This window comes from Micrococcaceae bacterium Sec5.1, from assembly GCA_039636795.1.
GTDB lineage: Bacteria > Actinomycetota > Actinomycetes > Actinomycetales > Micrococcaceae > Arthrobacter.
Genome location: CP143430.1, coordinates 2,379,916 through 2,393,286 on the forward strand (window position 1 = coordinate 2,379,916; position 13,371 = coordinate 2,393,286).

10 protein-coding genes and 1 pseudogene are annotated in these 13,371 nt (G+C 60.5%); 7 read left to right on the forward strand and 4 right to left on the reverse strand.

What is annotated here, in order from left to right; translation table 11 throughout:
- Window positions 1–24 precede the first annotated feature (24 nt).
- The 3 genes from VUN82_10985 (at window position 25) to VUN82_10995 (ending at window position 3,652) form a co-directional block, all read left to right on the forward strand.
- The gene (locus VUN82_10985; protein ID XAS74307.1) at window positions 25–1,002 is read left to right on the forward strand and encodes an electron transfer flavoprotein subunit alpha/FixB family protein; all 978 of its coding nucleotides are present in this window, start codon (window positions 25–27) and stop codon (window positions 1,000–1,002) included.
- 514 nt (window positions 1,003–1,516) lie between these two features.
- On the forward strand, window positions 1,517–2,398 hold the full coding sequence (locus tag VUN82_10990) for a hypothetical protein (GenBank protein ID XAS74308.1): 882 nt from the start codon (window positions 1,517–1,519) through the stop codon (window positions 2,396–2,398).
- A 48-nt stretch (window positions 2,399–2,446) separates the two neighbouring features.
- Window positions 2,447–3,652: a M24 family metallopeptidase gene (locus tag VUN82_10995; GenBank protein ID XAS74309.1), complete on the forward strand. Its 1,206-nt coding sequence runs from the start codon at window positions 2,447–2,449 to the stop codon at window positions 3,650–3,652.
- A 471-nt stretch (window positions 3,653–4,123) separates the two neighbouring features.
- Here VUN82_10995 and VUN82_11000 read toward each other — a convergent pair.
- The 4 genes and pseudogenes from VUN82_11000 to VUN82_11015 form a co-directional block, all read right to left on the reverse strand.
- Window positions 4,124–4,551: pseudogene (locus VUN82_11000) on the reverse strand (universal stress protein).
- A gap of 135 nt (window positions 4,552–4,686) precedes the next feature.
- On the reverse strand, window positions 4,687–5,586 hold the full coding sequence (gene pdxS / locus VUN82_11005) for a pyridoxal 5'-phosphate synthase lyase subunit PdxS (protein ID XAS74310.1): 900 nt from the start codon (window positions 5,584–5,586) through the stop codon (window positions 4,687–4,689).
- Window positions 5,587–5,636: 50 nt separating this feature from the next.
- The gene (locus tag VUN82_11010; GenBank protein ID XAS74311.1) at window positions 5,637–7,079 is read right to left on the reverse strand and encodes an NAD-dependent succinate-semialdehyde dehydrogenase; all 1,443 of its coding nucleotides are present in this window, start codon (window positions 7,077–7,079) and stop codon (window positions 5,637–5,639) included.
- 105 nt (window positions 7,080–7,184) lie between these two features.
- Window positions 7,185–7,880 carry a GntR family transcriptional regulator gene (locus VUN82_11015; GenBank protein XAS74312.1) on the reverse strand — a complete coding sequence of 232 codons (696 nt, stop codon included), beginning with the start codon at window positions 7,878–7,880 and terminating at the stop codon, window positions 7,185–7,187.
- 247 nt (window positions 7,881–8,127) lie between these two features.
- On the opposite strand from VUN82_11015, the gene VUN82_11020 reads away from it, so the two are divergent.
- From VUN82_11020 to VUN82_11035, 4 genes are all read left to right on the forward strand, one after another.
- Entirely contained in the window at window positions 8,128–9,462 is a 1,335-nt protein-coding gene (locus VUN82_11020) for an aminotransferase class III-fold pyridoxal phosphate-dependent enzyme (protein XAS74313.1), read from the forward strand.
- A 106-nt stretch (window positions 9,463–9,568) separates the two neighbouring features.
- Window positions 9,569–11,614, forward strand: coding sequence for a hydantoinase/oxoprolinase family protein (locus VUN82_11025; protein ID XAS74314.1), 2,046 nt, complete (start codon window positions 9,569–9,571; stop codon window positions 11,612–11,614).
- A complete protein-coding gene (locus VUN82_11030; GenBank protein ID XAS74315.1) occupies window positions 11,611–12,921 on the forward strand; it encodes a hydantoinase B/oxoprolinase family protein in 1,311 nt (436 codons plus the stop codon). The genes VUN82_11025 and VUN82_11030 overlap by 4 nt, the downstream gene beginning before the upstream one ends.
- On the forward strand, window positions 12,918–13,331 hold the full coding sequence (locus VUN82_11035; protein XAS74316.1) for a hydantoinase B/oxoprolinase family protein: 414 nt from the start codon (window positions 12,918–12,920) through the stop codon (window positions 13,329–13,331). Before VUN82_11030 ends, VUN82_11035 begins: the two co-directional genes overlap by 4 nt.
- The last annotated feature ends 40 nt before the right edge of the window (window positions 13,332–13,371 follow it).

The window sequence follows — 13,371 nt, forward strand, 5'->3', positions numbered from 1 at the left end:
ACCAATAGACGAAGGAACGCAGTTATGGGCAACGTCCTAGTTTTCATTGAAACGACACCAGAAGGCCATGCCAAGTCATCTGCAGCGGGCTTGCTTGGTGCTGCCGCTGACCTTGGGACTCCCGTGGCTGTGGCGGCAGTTGCTGAGACAGCAGCCAAGGAATTAGGGGATGTACTTGCCGCCGCAGGTGCAAAACATATCTACTTACTGGGCTCCCTCACCACAGTGGGGACGGAGCTCGGTAGGGCTGCCGTCGGTGCGCTTGCCCAAGCGGCCGAAGAGTATGAGGCAGTGGCAGTCTTGCTCCCTCACACCAACGACAGCAAGAACATTGCAGGCCGCCTGGCCGTCGTGACTGGCGGAGCGGTAGCGGCCGATGCAGTCGCTTTGCGGATGGAGGAAGGGGAAATAATTGCCGAGCATTCAGTTTTCGGCGGTGACTACACCACCGAGTCCACAGTCGAAGAGGGCCTGATGGTCATCACGGTGCGCCAAGGAGCAATCGAGGCCCGGGCCGCTGCCGTGGAGAATCCCGAAGTTCAATTTGCTGAACTGCGGCTGGAAACTGCGCCTGGCGCAAGGATCCTTTCAGTCGAGGCGCTCAGCACGACCGGTGCGCGTCCGGCGCTGTTGGAAGCCCGGACGGTAGTCTCGGGGGGCAAGGGTCTCGGGTCCCAAGCGAGCTTCAGCCTGGTCGAGGATTTGGCCGACGCACTGGGCGCTGCTGTGGGCGCCTCAAGGGCAGCCGTCGATGCCAACTACGTGCCCCAAGCACTGCAGGTTGGACAGACCGGAGTCACCGTCTCACCCCAGCTTTATGTGGCATTGGGGATTTCTGGTGCCATTCAACATCGTGCGGGCATGCAGACAGCCAAAACGATCGTGGCAATCAACAACGACGCCGACGCGCCGATCTTCGACATCGCAGATTTCGGTGTGGTCGGGGACGTTTTCACGGTTGTCCCGGAGCTGATTGAAGCGGTCAAGTCCCAAAAAGACTGACACCAGCAGAGTAAGTACGTACCACCTCCTAAGGAACGGAACCATTCCCATGCACGGCACAGAACGCGGTGCACAGCCGCCCACAGCGCCCCAACGCCGGCGATTGGGCGGGGTGCGGCACGACACGTATCCTGTCAGTTCATCAGACACACCGCAGCCCCAGCCTGAGTCTACGGCTACAGGGCTGACTCCTTCTGAAGCAACCGAGAGCACTGCGGTTGTACCGGTCCGTCGGCGCATGGGTGCTCCGCGTGCGGTTTCTGAAACGACCAACCGCGCCGCTCCCACACCGGGACGTGGACGCATGGGCACTCCGGAATCGACAGCATCGGAATCGCCAAATTTCGAGGCTTCGGTCCTCTCCTCGGGGGAAGCGCCCACGCATAAGTCCCAGGATCCTCCCTTTGGCCCCGGAACCATAGGGAAACGATCCCAGGATAACCGCCGTCCGACCGCTGCTGGCCGACTGCCAGCGCGTGATGGTGGGACGCCGTCCCATGGGAAGTGGAAGGCAATGACTGTCAGGCTTCTGGTAGTGGTCGTCATCGCGGTGGTTATCGTGCTGTTAGCTCGCTGGGCCCGAACAACACAGCCGGTCGTGGATTTCCTGAGCACATATCCAGGTCATTCCGAACCTGTGGGCCACTCTGCAGCTGGAACACCGGCCTGGGTAAATTGGCAGCACTTTCTGAATATGTTCTTCATAGTCCTCATCGTGCGGACCGGACTGCAAGTGCGCCACGAAAAGCGACCAGTTGGGTACTGGAGTCCCACGCCAGGTTCGTTCTTCGCACCCAAGGGAAACGCCCGGAAGAAAGTCGGTCTGGCCCATTGGCTGCACCAGTGCCTCGATGTGCTGTGGATGACCAACGGCCTGATCTTCATAGTCCTGCTCTTTGCCACGGGACGGTGGACACGCATTGTGCCGACGTCATGGGATGTTTTCCCCAACGCTGTCTCTGCAGCCACCCAATATGCTTCGCTCAACTGGCCGCCAGAGAACGGCTGGGTTTACTACAACGCTCTCCAGGTGTTGGCTTACTGTCTGACAGTTTTCGTTGCGGCTCCGCTGGCTATCGTCAGCGGGTTCCGCATGTCAACCTGGTGGCCCGACAACACCAGAGCCAATAAGTTCATCACAATCGGGTTTGCCCGGGCGATCCACTTTCCCGCCATGCAGTACTTCGCCGGGTTTACGGTCGTGCACGTGCTCCTCGTTTTCCTTACCGGTGCGCTTCAGAACCTAAACCACATGTACACATCCCGCAGCGCCGCAGACTGGCTCGGGCTCTTGGTCTTCCTTGGCTCGATTGTGGTTATCACCGCGGCCTGGTACCTGACCAAACCTGTCTTCACAACCCCACTCGCCGCAAAGATGGGCAAAGTTTCCCGATAGACCCTTCCGAATTCGCCCAACGTCACTCCAAGAGAAAGAAGTGTCACCATGAACGTTCTCCAAACCCTCGCAGGCAGCCAATTGGTTGGGCCTGCCGGCCCGCACTCCGACTTCGATGCAGCCGAGTATGACCGTCGACGTGCGGCACTACGAGAGGTGATGCAACGCGAAGGACTGGATGCCGTTCTCATCAACAACCGCTACACCCACCGCTACTTCTCCGGCCACATCACAAACCTGTGGACGAACCGATCGCGCCCCATATTCTCAGTCTTCACAGCCAGCGGTGAGAGCTATGCAGTGGCTGTCGGATGGGAAGGCAGGCGCGTCGTCAATACCGCCTCTGATCTGGTTCTCGTTCCCTACGGTGGATCCGGAATGGACGCTGAACCCAGCCTCGAGGCAGTCAGGGACATTCTTGTCAGCACCGTAGGGGAGAACGTACGCATTGGCTATGAGGGCAGCCTATGGACCAGCTACGAAATCACTGAAGCGGAGATGCTCAGCCTGCGCAGCAAGCTGCCAAAAGCAACCTTCCTTGAAATATCCACGCAGCTGGCATTGGTGCGGATGCGTAAGTCCGAAGGCGAGGTGCAGGCACTTCGGCAGGCCGCCGCCATCAACTCAGCCGCATTCGATACGATTTACACCCCAACAGCCCGCGGTCTGACCGAAGGTGACATCTACCGCAAGATGTCGGCGGCTCTGTTTGAAGCCGGCAGCGAGGAAATCTACTTCATGATCCTCAACAAGGGGGACTCCGCCCGCCAATTCAGCGTGGACAACCCCGTCATCTTCTTGGACTCCGGGGCCGTCTACAAGGGGTACGCATCGGACTTCAACCGATACATGACTTGGGGAAAAGCACCAGCAAAGCTGACCGACCCGCTGACGCGACTGAAAGAGGTCGCAGAAGTTATTTACGAGGAGGTTCGTCCGGGACGGACATGGAAGGAAGCCAACCAGGCTGTGTATACCCGCAGCATCAAGATTCTGCCGGAGCTGGCCACCAGTGGCACGAACATCGGGAAATTCGGCCACGGCATCGGCCTTCAGATGCCGGAATTGCCATACTTGTCCGATGATGACAACACCGAAATCCTTGAGGGGACCGTGATGTGCATCGAACCGTCACTGCGGCACGACGACATGGGATACCTCACCTCGGTGACCTGTGAAGAAATGGTCGTCGTCCGTTCACATGGATGCGAACTTCTGTCGGACGGCAAGGGTGCAGAGGTCCGCGAAGTCTGAAAACTGACCCTCGATATGCCTGGAAATGCCGTTCGAAAGGCCGCATCACTCGTAGCTCAAATGCAGATCTCCTTGTAAGCGGCAGATCTGCACGGGAACGGACGGCCAAACGGGATGGATATCCAGAGCATCCCGGAGATAGGTGAAATTGCCCTTGGGCCGGTGGGGAACCATCCCAAGGGCAATTTCCACTTAGCCAAATGATGGCTGCTTCAAGGACTTTGAAATCGAGGCTGTCGGGTACGCGCTGCTTACTACGGAGCTCAGATAGCCTTCTGCCGTGACGAGGACAAACGGTCCTCTGAGCTGTGAGAAAGAGCCTCGACCCAAAGAAACCAGCCCCGGCGTCCGGCTGTGTTTTCGGAGGTCTGGTGCACAGACGATTTCTAGTGCACGAGCGGGCAACGGGTAAGGTCATATGTTCAAAGGAACCGGCGGAGAAAGGACTTCGCCATGCGACTTTTGGCTTTCTTACCGGTCGCCGTCGGAGGTGTGTGCGATGTAGACGTCGCATGGAGCGATGTGCGCGATACTATTTCGGACACTGCCCAAGACCCGGCCTATGCCTTCTATCCCCTTGTTGCCTACAACGACAATCTGCGCCTGGGTGCGTTCGGCTTCCCTGACCAGCGCCTAGGCAGGCTTTCCCCGTGCTGTCGAGTATGTCATCTTGATGCCACCGCCCAGTGACTCGACCACGGTGCGGGTTACCCACTCGGCGGTTCCGGCATCAGAAACGACCCTTTGGTCGCTACCGCTGCCGAAAACCTCTGTTCGGCTGCTGTCGAAAGCTGTCACCACGTGGAGTGTCGCCTTCTGTGACTCCGCGAGGACGCGGTTTCGGCTGCCTTTTTCGCGGTGTTGCTTCCGTCAACACCGACAATGATGGGTCCGCTCATTACGTCTATTTCCTATGGGCTCATGAGCCAGTCACGCTCAACGTACGCGCGGCGTGGCCAGGGTTGGAATGCTTGGAGAATAAAGTTACGCCGACACTGGTCTGGGTCCGGATGCTTGCTGCGTGATCACCGGTTTTACCAGCCGCGTTCTGCGAGGCGGTGGGGCTGCGGGATGTCATCGACGTTGATGCCCACCATGGCTTCGCCGAGTCCGCGGGAGACCTTGGCGATGACATCGGGATCATCGTAATAGGCGGTTGCCTTCACGACTGCGGCAGCGCGCTCTGCGGGGTTGCCGGACTTGAAGATACCGGAGCCGACGAACACGCCATCGGCGCCGAGCTGCATCATCATCGCAGCATCAGCCGGGGTCGCGATGCCACCAGCGGTGAACAGCACCACCGGGAGCTTGCCCGTGGCGGCGATTTCCTTGACGAGTTCGTACGGGGCCTGCAGTTCCTTGGCCGCGACATACAGCTCGTCTTCGGGAAGGGCTGCGAGCTTGGCGATCTCGGAACGGATCTTGCGCATGTGGCCGGTGGCGTTGGAAACATCCCCGGTGCCGGCTTCGCCCTTGGAACGGATCATCGCCGCGCCTTCGTTGATGCGGCGCAGTGCCTCACCGAGGTTGGTGGCACCGCAGACGAAGGGAACGGTGAAGTTCCACTTGTCGATGTGGTTCACGTAGTCGGCCGGGGTCAGGACCTCGGACTCGTCGATGTAGTCAACACCGAGGGACTGCAGGACCTGGGCTTCGACGAAGTGGCCGATGCGGGCCTTGGCCATGACCGGGATGGACACGGCGGCGATGATCGCATCGATCATGTCAGGATCGGACATGCGGGACACGCCACCCTGGGCGCGGATATCGGCCGGGACGCGCTCGAGCGCCATGACGGCGACGGCACCGGCGTCCTCGGCGATGCGGGCCTGCTCGACGTTAACGACGTCCATGATGACGCCGCCCTTGAGCATCTCCGCCATGCCCCGCTTAACCCGGCTGGACCCCGTCGAAGGCTTACTGTGCGTCAACATATACTCCTAATGCGACATAAACACTCTGGACGGCAGAATCGGTGTGCATATCACCAGTCGACTGCGATGTACTTGGTTTCGAGGAATTCGTGGATGCCATGGTGACCACCTTCGCGTCCGATGCCGCTCTGACGGGTACCACCAAACGGAGCTGCCGGATCGGAGAAGACACCTGTGTTGATGCCGACCATTCCGGCATCGATGCGTTCGGCCACCCTCAGGGCTCGTTTCAGATCGGAACTGTATACATATGATCCCAGACCCATTTCTGTGGAGTTGGCCAACTGGATCACTTCGTCCTCCGACTCAAAGCCGACAATCGGTGCGACCGGGGCAAACCATTCATGATTCAAAATGGCAGCGTCAGGGGAAACATTCGAGAGAACGGTGGGGTTGAAGTAGTAGCCTGGTCCGCCGGGGTTGTTGCCGCCAACGATCCGTGTTGCTCCCTCAGCGAGTGCCGCTTCGACTGCCAGATTCACCCCTGAAAGTGCAGCGGAGCTTGCCAAAGGGCCAACGTCAATGCCGGTTTGGCGCCCGGGTCCGACCCGGAGGCCCGACATGGCGGCCGAAAAGGATTTGGTGAATTCGTCCCGGACGGATTCGTGGACGTAGAAGCGATTGGCCGCCACGCAGGCTTCTGCGTTATGGCGCATTTTCGCTGTGAGTGCGCCAGCGACCGCCATTTCAATGTCGGCGTCCTCGAATACAAGGAAGGGGGCGTTTCCCCCCAGCTCCATTCCTACGTTGAGGACCCGCTCGCTTGCCTGGGCAATGAGCTGCCGGCCAACCGCGGTGGAACCCGTGAATGAGACCATTCGTACGGGCCCGCAAGACATGAGGTCTGCCACGACCTCTTTGTCTTGGACAGTGGGGATGACATTCACGGCACCCGACGGGAGACCGGCTTCTTCCAGAAGCTCGGCAATCCGCAAAGCAGTCAACGGGGTTTGGTTCGACGGTTTGACCACCACGGTGCACCCCGCTGCCAGGGCGGGAGCAACCTTCCGCGTCACCATGGCCGCCGGTAGATTCCAAGGCGTAATGGCCAGGACAACGCCCACCGGCTGGGAGACCTCAAGAATTCTGCGCGCGCCTGAGGGCGATTCCCTCAGGGAACCAGGAAGACGGACAGCCTCTTCGCTGAACCATCGGAAGAACTCGGCGGCGTAATCTGCCTCACTTAAGGCATCGGAGTACACCTTGCCGTTTTCACTGACGATGATTTCGGCAAGCTCCGCTCGGTGGGCCCGGAGGTTTTCGAAGCCTGCCCGCAAGATCTCTGCCCGCTCGCGAGGTGATTTGGCTCCCCACGCTGGAAGGGCTGCTTCTGCATTGGCCGCAGCACGCTTGCCGTCTGCCACCGAAGCGCTGTGCACCTCGGCGATGGCCGCCCCCGTGGCGGGATCGTGGACCGGGAACACTGCCCCGTCTGAAGAGTCGGCCGGCACTCCGCCAATGTGGAGGCCACGCACGTTGGTGCTCACTGTCATGATGTTGGTTCCTATCTGGATGACTAGGGGAGAGATAGACCCGACCGGGAATTCAGCTGCTGAATGCGGAGAGGTCAGGGCCGCTGCGTCGTGTCCTCAACGGCCCTAGCGGCTTTTGGTAAGAAGAAGGTCAGGGTCTCCGCCAAGACGGACAACGGCTCCGGAGACGGTTGAAAGAATGTAGCGCTGCACCGCATCCATGGCGGCTTCCTCATCGGCTGATTCAATGGCCGTTATGAGGCAGTCGTACTCATCGGCAACATCGGAGAGATTCTCCAGGCCCTCATCATCCAGCGCAAGCGCCATGAGGATCTGGCCTTCCAGGCCATGGAAGAGCTGGATCAAGACGGGGTTGCCGCTTTGTCGGAAGACCTCGGTATGAAAGTCCCATTCGTGCCGGGCTACCGCTCCTGTGTCCTTTTGCTTGGCAGCTTCGCGTATTTGCTCCGTACGCCGTTTGAGGTCGGACGTGTCCATGCCTCGCTTTGCGGCGATCCCGAAGGCTACGCGTTCAAGTCCAACCCTGACGTTGTACAGGTCCACGATTGCCGGGCCGTCGATCTCGCGGACTATCGCGCCCTGATGTGGCCGCTCGTCAACGAGTCCTTCTTCAACCAGCTTCTGGATTGCCAACTTCACTGGTCCCCGGCTGACCTGCAGTTCCGCGGCCAGATGTGCTTCCTTAAGGCGGGAACCCATCTGCAGGCTGCCGTCGATGATGCCCGCGCGCAGACGGTCATAGGCGATATCGACGAGCCTGTTCCTGGGCGCCGGAGCTAGCCGTGCAGCAGTGTCGGTCAAGGACCGGCCCTCCTTAGTTGATGACAGTACAACCCAACTATAGCGACAAAAGCATAGATTGCTAGCAGTTTGCAATCTTTGTCCCACCCCCCTTGACAGTGAGTCACGACACAACCAACCTTGTAGCTATCAGAAAACTGTTAGCAATCCTAATCCCAAGTGATTGCCTGTCATCTGAATCCAAGAACGTGAACTGAACGAGACAGCACTGCCACCGCGCAGTGCCGCTAGTGAAAAGGAATCCAAAGTGAGCAGACTGCTTCAGACCGGTATCAACGCTGGGAGCAAGCCATTGGTGAAGGTTGTCGGAGGCGAAGGATCACGCTTCATCCTTGATGACGGGCGAAGAGTGATCGACGGCAGCAACACCGGTGGCCCCCTTGGACACGCACACCCTGACATGGTTGAAGCGGTCAAGAGGGCTGCCACTGCACCTGTCATCAATGAGGGGTGGTTCTACGCCGAACGGGAACAAGCTGCTCAGGAACTCATCGATGTTGCCTTTGCCGGAGAGCACGATTGGGTTGGGGCTGTCCGCTTCTTCATCAGCGGCAGTGAGGCCAACGATCTCGCTCTGTCGTTGAGCCAGGCCTTCACGGGTCGTACCGCATTGGCAACCCGCGAGCGCGCCTACCACGGCATGACCGGACTCTCGCGCGACATGACCGTGCAACCGCATTGGCATGGAGGCCTTTCGTTCCAGCGCGGCGGCACACGCCCGGTGCCCCGCACCGCACCTGTCAAAATCCTTCCGGCAACTGTCCGCGCGCAGTATGGCGAACCGCTTCGCGATGAGCACCTGCAGGAGCGACTGGCCGGGGCTGAAGAGACTCTGTCCGATGTCGCCGCAACAATCATCGACTACACCCAAGGCGGCCACTACTACGACGCCGCCTATCAGGACCGCGTTGCCGAGGCAGCCCGGAACGCAGGTTCCCTCTGGATCGCGGACGAAGTCGTCACCGGACTGGGCCGTCATGGCGGCAACTGGTTTGCCTTCCAGGGCGGCAAAAGCCGTCCCGATATTGTCACTTTGGGTAAGCCCCTGGGTGGTGGCGCAGCACCTGCCGGGGCAGTCGTGCTGTCCAAGGAACTGGTCGAAAACATGAAGGACAAGACCTGGCAGACCTACAGCACCTTCCGTGGGCACCCGATGCTCATGGCGGCCGTCAGGGCGCACCTGCGAATCGTGCAGAACGAAGGGCTCGTCGAGAGGGCAGCGCGCATGGGGGATATCACCCGACGCAGGCTTATCGAGATCGCCGAGAAACACCCGAGCGTTGCCCGTGTGGACGGCGACGGCCAGCACTGGACGGTCGAGCTCAAGGGAACTGACTGGCGCAACTGGTACGGCGACACCCTGGAAGCGCCGGTCGCCTCTAAGGTGGCCGCACGCGCGCTGGAAGCCGGGGCAATGATCGGAACCAGCGGGGAGCGGGATTCTCTGTTCCTCTCACCGGCGCTCAACATGCCCGAGGAAGACCTCGAGGGGCTGTTCCAGGCGCTGGACCACGGCCTGGACGTCGCCGACGAGACACTCGACCGCGGTCTGCTGGGAGCATCAACGGTTGCCGGGTCCTGACGATGTTGGCTGAGCTCCCGAGCCTCGCCGCGGCGGAGGAACCCGCCATAAGAGCGCAAGCCGGTAATCCCCACCAGAAATGCAGCATCACTGAAAGGAACACCCCATGATCCGAGCAGGAGTAGACGTTGGAGGCACGTTCACCGACGTCGTTCTGATCGACGAGGCCACGGGTGACATTACCCAGCGCAAAGTACCCTCCGACCCAAAGCAGCTTGAGGTTGGTATCGTCAATGGCCTCGTCCGCAGCCTTGGAGGCCCAGAGCACACCGAGGAGCTCGGGTTCATCGGGCACGGAACTACTGTCGCCACGAATGTCACCCTCGAACGCACCGGTCCCCGCGTGGCCATGCTGTGTACCAGGGGATTCCGTGACGTCCTCGAAATTGCCCGGCTCGCCAAGCCCGGCACCAAGCTGTACACGCACAAGTCGGTTATGCCCGAACCAGTGGTGGCACGCAAAGACTGCTTCGAAGTTGCTGAACGTATCAACGCCAAGGGCGAAGTCGTTGAGGAACTCAACGAAGACGATGTAAGAGAAGCCCTTCAGAGCATCGCCGCCCGAGGCATCAAAGCCCTCGCCGTCTGTTTCCTCTTCTCCTTCCGCAACGGTGAACACGAACGCCGCGCACGTGACATCGCCGCTGTCGAGGTCCCAGAGATGGAAGTTTCCCTCTCCAGCGAGGTGTGGCCGGAATTCCGCGAATACGAACGGGCCAGCACCACAACGCTCAACTGCTACCTCCGTCCTGCAGCTTGGTCGTACCTGGAAAGGCTCGGCTCAGCCATCGACGAGACCTTCCCACAGTCAAATCTGTGGGTCATGCAGTCCAATGGTGGACTGACCACGCCGGACGCAGCTGCCGGCCTCCCCGTCAGGCTTGTCATGTCCGGCCCCGCTGGTGGAGTCGTGGGAGCCAAGTACGTCGCCGCCGAAACCGGCTTGAAAAACCTCATTACTGTCGATATGGGCGGCACCAGCTTCGACGTCGCCCTTATCCAAGACGGCGAACCGTCCTTGGTCGACAAGCAGGACGTCATGGGCCTTCCGGTCAAGGGACGGGCCTTGGACATTCTGACCATCGGCTCCGGTGGCGGCTCGATCGCCTGGGTGGACGCTGCCGGTCAGTTCCGTGTCGGCCCCCGCAGCGCCGGCGCATTCCCTGGCCCGGCATGTTACGGCCGAGGCGGTGTCGAACCAACCGTCACGGATGCCAACCTCGTCCTGGGCTACTTCGACCCGAACGTCCCGATTGCCGGCGGCGATCTCACCCTGGACTACGACGCCGCGTACCAGGCCTGCGCCCGACTGGGCAAGGAACTGGACATGTCGCCTGTGGAAGCAGCTTGGGGTATCCGCTCCATCGTTAACGCATCCATGGCCGGTGCGGTCCGAGCCGCCTCCGTCCGCCGTGGGCACGACCCGCGCAACTTTGCACTCCTCGGTTTTGGCGGAGCAGGGCCTCTCCACGCCGTGGACATTGCGGCAGAGATGAACATGCGCGAGGTCGTCATTCCGAACGTGGCCGGTTGCTTCAGTGCGCTAGGCATCGCCATTACCGACGCCGTCCACGACCTGGTCAATACCCAGTCGGTCCTCGCCAGCGCAGCAAACTCGGCCGCCACAGTAGAAACGGGCTTCGGATCTCTGGTCAGCCAGGGCAAGGAAGAGCTGGCCGCCAGCGAAATCCCGGAAGCCCTGCAGGACTTCGAGTACTCAATTGACCTGCGCTACAAGGGTCAGAACTCACCGCTGAACCTGCCGCTGGCTAAGCCCGGTGACCTGCATGATGCTGTCGCAGCGTTCCACAAGGAGCACCTGCGCCAGTTTGGCTACAGCACACCAGAAGATGATGTCGAGGTCGTCAACCTCCGGCTCCGTGCGCTCGGACGAATCGGAAGGCGCCAAGAAGTCTCCCAGGAGCCCCTTGCATTGCACCCCGCAGCTCCAGAGAGCACGCGGGAGATCAGCGTTGGTGCCAATAAAACCGCCGGCGCGGGTATCTACAACCGTCTCTCCCTGAAGGCTGGCTCAAGCTTCAGCGGCCCTGCCATTGTCAACTCCGACGACACCACTGTCGTCGTGCCCCCTGGCGCGAATTGCCACATCGACCGCGCCGGACACCTGCGCATCATTCTGGAGGAAGCATGATTTCGACGGCCGTGGACCCGATCACCCTTGAGGTGATCCGGAACGGTCTGCTCACTGCGGCAGACGAAATGAAGAGCGTTGTTCTTAGGACCGCGTATTCCCAGCTCTGGAAAGAAGCCGGGGACCTTTCCTGTGCCTTGCTGAGCACCAGCGGTGAGTGCGTCGCCCAAGGCTCTGCCGACATCCCGATCCACTTACCCACAATGCCCTACAGCTTCGCGGGCATGATCGAGAAGATACCGGTCGATCAGATGAAGCCCGGAGATGTCTATCTTCACAATGACCCTTTCCGCGGCAATAACCACCTGCCCGACTTCTTCATGCTGAAGCCGGTCTACGCGGGTGAAACCCTTCTTGGCTTCTCGGCAGTCCGCGGACACTTCATCGACGTCGGTGGCAACGGCCCTGGTTCCTACTCCTCGACCGCCCCGGACATTCAGGCGGAAGGCTTCCGCATCCCGCCGACCCGGATTTGGCGTGAAGGTGTCAGGAACGAAGATCTCGTGGAACTGCTGGAGATGAACCTCCGCAACCCCCACGAACGCATTGGTGACCTCAACGCACAATACGCAGGTTGCAACACAGGCGAACAGCGTCTTCTTGCCTTGGCAGAAAAATATGGCGCAGAAACGCTTCTGCAGTCTGTCGAGCAGATCCTTGACGACTCCGAGACTGTCGCCCGCAAGCAGATCGAAGAAATCCCCGACGGCGTCTACACGTTCGAGGACTACTGCGACGGCGACGGCATCGACAACACCCCATTCAAGATTGCCTGCTCCGTCACCGTGTCGGGCGGCTCTGTAGCAATCGATTTCGACGGCACGTCCAAGCAGACGAAGGGCGGCATGAACATGGCCCTCTCGGTGTGTTTCGCCGCCTGCGTCTACGCAATCAAAGCCCTGACTGATCCGGATGGCCCGGCCAACTCTGGTGCCTACCGCGCCGTCTACGTTACCGCACCGGAAGCCACAGTCGTCAATGTGGCCTACCCTGGCGCAGTTGTTGCCGGCAACCACGAAACCTCCGCCCGGGTCGCAGACTGCGTCACGGGCGCCCTGGCCCAGGCCCTGCCCGACCGTGTTGTCGCAGCCGGCGCCGGCAGCTCCGGGGTACTGGTCTTCGGCGGCAACGTCGACGGCGAGGACTTCATCCGCGATGAAATGCACGCTTCAGGCCAAGGCAGCGGTCAGGACGCCGATGGTGGCAACGCGCACCGCGTAAACCTCGCGAAAACAGGCAACATACCGGTCGAAGCCCCTCGAGATGTCCTACCCAATGACGGTCCTGGAGAACTCGATCACCGATGATGGCGGCCGGCGAGTTCCGTGGCGGGTGCGGTATTCAGCGCCGGGTTCGCTTTGACTCCGAAGGCTGGCTCAAGATCGTGGCCGAGCGTGGAACCGTACCTCCGTATGGACTGTTCGGCGGTGGCGAAGCCGCTCCCAGTCAAGTGGTCCTCACCGGTGCGGATGGTGACGCCAAGCAGTTGCCCTCGAAGACAGCGCCGCTTAATGTCAAGGCTGGAGACGAGCTGTTCCTGAAGTGCGCAGCCGGCGATGGTTTCGGTGATCTGCGCGACCGCCCCGTCGGAAATCCTCAGGACGACGTCGACAATGCGTATGTCTCTCCCGAGATCACCCGGGAGGTCTACGGTGCAGAGGTGGTCTCGGTCGCCGATCGTCCTAACGGCGTCCGGTTCGTACAGCGCAACAACTAGCACCCAAATTGAATGGGTTCCTTGCTCCGGTTTCCTCGGG

Coding starts and splice junctions, on each gene's coding strand:
- VUN82_10990 (XAS74308.1), top strand. CDS start 1,517: ATGACTGTCAGGCTTCTGGTAGTGGTCGTCATCGCGGTGGTTATCGTG.
- VUN82_10995 (XAS74309.1), top strand. CDS start 2,447: ATGAACGTTCTCCAAACCCTCGCAGGCAGCCAATTGGTTGGGCCTGCC.
- VUN82_11025 (XAS74314.1), top strand. CDS start 9,569: ATGATCCGAGCAGGAGTAGACGTTGGAGGCACGTTCACCGACGTCGTT.
- VUN82_10985 (XAS74307.1), top strand. CDS start 25: ATGGGCAACGTCCTAGTTTTCATTGAAACGACACCAGAAGGCCATGCC.
- pdxS (XAS74310.1), bottom strand. CDS start 5,586: ATGTTGACGCACAGTAAGCCTTCGACGGGGTCCAGCCGGGTTAAGCGG.
- VUN82_11035 (XAS74316.1), top strand. CDS start 12,918: ATGATGGCGGCCGGCGAGTTCCGTGGCGGGTGCGGTATTCAGCGCCGG.
- VUN82_11010 (XAS74311.1), bottom strand. CDS start 7,079: ATGACAGTGAGCACCAACGTGCGTGGCCTCCACATTGGCGGAGTGCCG.
- VUN82_11030 (XAS74315.1), top strand. CDS start 11,611: ATGATTTCGACGGCCGTGGACCCGATCACCCTTGAGGTGATCCGGAAC.